General features: G+C 76.1%; 4 protein-coding genes. All 4 read left to right on the top strand.

Annotated elements, in window-relative coordinates; translation table 11 throughout:
• Window positions 1-740, top strand: a 740-nt coding sequence (locus SZN_RS36175) for a CAP domain-containing protein (RefSeq protein ID WP_007505437.1), incomplete at its 5' end; no start/stop codon positions are given.
• Between the two features lie 64 nt (window positions 741-804).
• Window positions 805-1,482, top strand: coding sequence for an AIM24 family protein (locus SZN_RS36170; RefSeq protein ID WP_007505436.1), 678 nt, complete (start codon window positions 805-807; stop codon window positions 1,480-1,482).
• A 227-nt stretch (window positions 1,483-1,709) separates the two neighbouring features.
• Complete coding sequence (locus SZN_RS36165) at window positions 1,710-2,762, top strand: tetratricopeptide repeat protein (RefSeq protein ID WP_007505435.1); 1,053 nt, start codon at window positions 1,710-1,712, stop codon at window positions 2,760-2,762.
• Window positions 2,759-3,796: polyprenyl synthetase family protein (locus tag SZN_RS36160; protein ID WP_007505434.1), on the top strand; the 1,038-nt coding region annotated here is incomplete at its 3' end. The genes SZN_RS36165 and SZN_RS36160, both read left to right, overlap by 4 nt.

Raw genomic sequence — 3,796 nt, 5'->3', positions numbered from 1 at the left:
CCGTCAACTCCGCCCGGCGCGCGGCCGGTTCGCCCGCCGTGGTGCTGGACGTCCGGCTGGCCTCGGCGGCCCGCGCCCACGCCGGCGCGATGGCGGCGGCGGGCCGGCTCGGCGCCGAGGGCCGCGACGGCCTCTCGGTCCATCAGCGGGTCACCGCCGCCGGGTACGCCTTCCTCGCCGTCGGGGAACACCTGGTGTCGGGCCCGCGCACCCCGGCGGAGTTCGTGGCGTACTGCCTGGACGCCGGCCCGGCCCGCCGCACCCTCCTCGACACCCGCTTCACCCACGCCGCCCTGGCGCGGGCGACGGGCGGCCGCCCGGACGGCACGTACTGGACGGCGCTGTGGGCGAGCCCGCTGACACCGGCCGGTCTGGCCCGCACCGCGGCCGAGGTCGTCGAACGCACCAACCGGGAGCGGGCCGCGGCCGGTCTGCCGCCCCTGCTCGCCGACCCCGCGCAGGCGCACAGCGCGGACATGGTGGCCCGCGCCTACTACTCCCACACCTCCCCCGAGGGCGGCCGGCCCTGGGACCGGGCCGCCGCCGCGGGGGCGGGCGTGCGCAGCGTCGGCGAGAACATCGCGTGCGGGCAGCGCTCCCCCGCCGAGGCCGTGGCGGGCTGGATGGACAGCCCGGGGCACCGCGCCAACATCCTCGCGCCCGGCTTCACCCGCATCGGGGCCGGTTTCGCGGGCGGCGGCGCGGCGGCCACCTACTGGACCCAGCTGTTCGGCGGCTGACGTCCCCGAGAACGCGACGCGCCACGACTGGTGGGAACCGGCACGTCCGGGACAGGATGCACCCATGAAGAGCGACCTCTTTTCCAGCGAGCACATGGTGCAGCCCGCGACCGCCGCGGGCATGACCATCGAGAACCCCAAATGCATCAAGTACGCGGTGAACGGCGAGATGCACGCCCGCCAGGGCGCGATGGTCGCCTACCGCGGGAACCTCCAGTTCGAGCGCAAGGGCCAGGGCGTGGGCGGCATGCTCAAGCGGGCGGTGACCGGTGAGGGCCTGCCGCTGATGGCGGTGCGCGGGCAGGGCGAGGCGTGGTTCGCGCACGAGGCGCAGAACTGCTTCGTCGTCGACGTGGAACCGGGCGACGAGTTCACGGTCAACGGCCGCAACGTCCTGTGTTTCGACGCCTCGTTGTCGTACCGCATCTCCACGGTGAAGGGCGCGGGCATCACCGGCGGCGGCCTGTTCAACAGCGTGTTCACCGGGCAGGGCAGGCTGGGGCTGGTCTGCGAGGGGAGCCCGCTCGTCATCCCGGTCGCGCCGGAGTACCCGGTGTACGTCGACACGGACGCGGTGGTCGGCTGGACGGCCGGGCTCCAGACCTCCCTGCACCGCTCGCAGTCGCTCGGTTCGATGCTGCGCGGCGGCTCCGGCGAGGCGGTGCAGCTGGTACTCCAGGGCCACGGATATGTCGTGGTGCGGCCGAGCGAGGTGACACCGCAGAAGCCCCAGCAGCACTGACACCGGCCCCGCCGATGCCCCTCGTGAGGTGATCTGCGCCTCACGAGGGGCCGCGAGCAACCCCGCCCGCCCTGCCGACGTCTTGATCGACAACAGACGGAGCCCCGGCCGCAGTTGTGGCCCGGGGAGACCCCCCACGCGCTATACACACTGCGTATACATGCGGCGTATACGTATGCCGCACCCACGCGGTGCGGACACGGCGTGTCGGCGATCGAGAGGCATCGATGTACGGCAAGGCATTCGCCCCGGAGTATCAGGGCGCCCTCACCACCCTGTCCGTGAACGCGTCGCTCACCGACGTACTGGCCGCCGGCACCGAGCAGTTGAGAGCGGCCGAGCGGGCCGGCGAACACGGCGAGGCGGCGCGCTGCGGCCTCGCGGTCGCCGAGGCGCACCGCCGCCTCGGCCGGATCGGGGACGCCGACCGGGCCTGGAAGGCGAGTTACCGCGCCGCCCGGGAGGCCGGGGACACGGCGGCCATGGCGTGGGCCCTGTGGAGCGGCGGCACGCTGGCCCGGCAGCGGGGCTCCTTCCCGCTGGCCCGCCGCCTGCTCGGGCTCGCGGCCGAACTCGGCGAGCGGGGCGGCGACATCGTCGTACGGGGCTACTCGCTGGCCGGGCTCGCCGAGACCGGCCGCATCCAGGGCGACTACGAGGCGGTGCGCCGGCTGCACGAGCAACTGCTGGCCGAGGCGCGGCGGCGCGGCGAGGCACGGCACACCGTGTGGGCGCTGGAGGGCATCGCCCAGATCCACCGCAACACCGGCTCCTACGACACCGCCCACGCCCTGTTCGCGGAGGCGGCCGAGATCGCCGCGGGAGCGGAGGACCGCCGCGGCCACGCCTGGGCGCTGCGCGGCCTCGCGGACGTCGTCTCGGTGCGCGACGGCGACGTGGAGCGGGCGCTGGCGCTGCTGTCCGAGGCGGAGTCCATGTGCCGCGCCATGAAGCTCTCCAGCGCGCTGGCCTACAACCACAAGATGCGCGGCAACGTCCTCTACCGCGCCGGACGTTACGCCGAGGCCCGCGGCATGTACGAACGCGCGCTCACGGAGTTCCGCGCGATGGACGAGCCCCGGGGGCAGGCGCTGTCCCGGCTGGGGCTCGCCAAGTCCCGGGCGCGGCTGGGCCGCGACCGGGACGAGACCGCAGCCGAACTGGCCGAACTCGCCGGGGTCCTGGAACGCATCGGGCTGCGCCACGCACGGGAGATGGTGGCGCGGGCCCAGGAGGAGTTCGGCATCGGCGCGGACGCCGGGGCGGTGGGCGTGCGATGACGGCTTCCCACTCCGCGCTGCGGACGCCTGCCGGGGCGTCCGCGGGCGCCGCGCCGACCGGTCCCGCCGACGCGTTCCCCCGCGCCGCGGCCGTGCCCGCCCCCGACGCCGGACGGGTCCTCGCACGCTGCCGGGCGCTGGTGCGGCCCGCGCTGCGGGAGGCCGTCGGGCGCACCCACCCCTGGGTGGCCGAGATGGCCGGGTACTCCCTCGGCTGGTGCGAGGTGGGCGGGACGCCGGCCGCCGGCTCCGGCGGCAAGGGCGTACGGCAGGCGCTGGCGGTGCTCGGCGCCGAGGCGGTCGGGGCACCGGGCCGCAGCGCGGTCCCCGCGGCCGTCGCGGTGGAACTGGTCCATGTCTTCTCGCTGCTGCACGACGACGTCATGGACGGCGACGAGACGCGGCGGCGGCGCCCCACGGTGTGGAAGGCGTACGGCACGGGTCCCGCCGTGCTCGCCGGGGACGCCCTCTTCGCGCTGGCCGTCGAGACGCTCGCGGCGACGCAGGAGGGGCCGCGGGCCGTGCGGCTGCTGTCGGCCGCCCTGCGCGACCTGGTGCACGGGCAGGCGGACGACCTGCTGTTCGCCGCCCGCCCCTGGACGGGCCCGGACCGGGTGCGCCCGCACGCCTACCGGACGACGGCCGAGCGCAAGACCGGCGCCCTGCTGGGATGCGCGGCCGCTCTGGGCGCGCTGCTCGGCGGGGCGCCGGACCCGGCCGTGCGTGCCCTGGACCGCGCGGGCCGGGAGCTGGGCGTCGCCTTCCAGATCGTCGACGACGTGCTGGGGATCTGGGGCGACCCGGCGGTCACCGGCAAGCCGGTCCACGGGGATCTGCGGGAGCGCAAGAAGACCTTCCCGGTCCTGGCCGCGCTGGACTCCCCCGCCGGCGGGGCCGTACGGGCACTGCTGGAGTCGGACGCCGAGCCCGGCCGGGTGGCGGCGCTGATCGAGGAGGCGGGCGGGCGCTCGGCCGCGCTCACCGAGGCGCGCCGCCGGGTGCGGGCGGCGCGGGCCGCGCTGGCGGAGCTGCCG

This window comes from Streptomyces zinciresistens K42, from assembly GCF_000225525.1.
GTDB lineage: Bacteria > Actinomycetota > Actinomycetes > Streptomycetales > Streptomycetaceae > Streptomyces > Streptomyces zinciresistens.
This window is presented reverse-complemented; position numbering and strand designations above follow the sequence as displayed.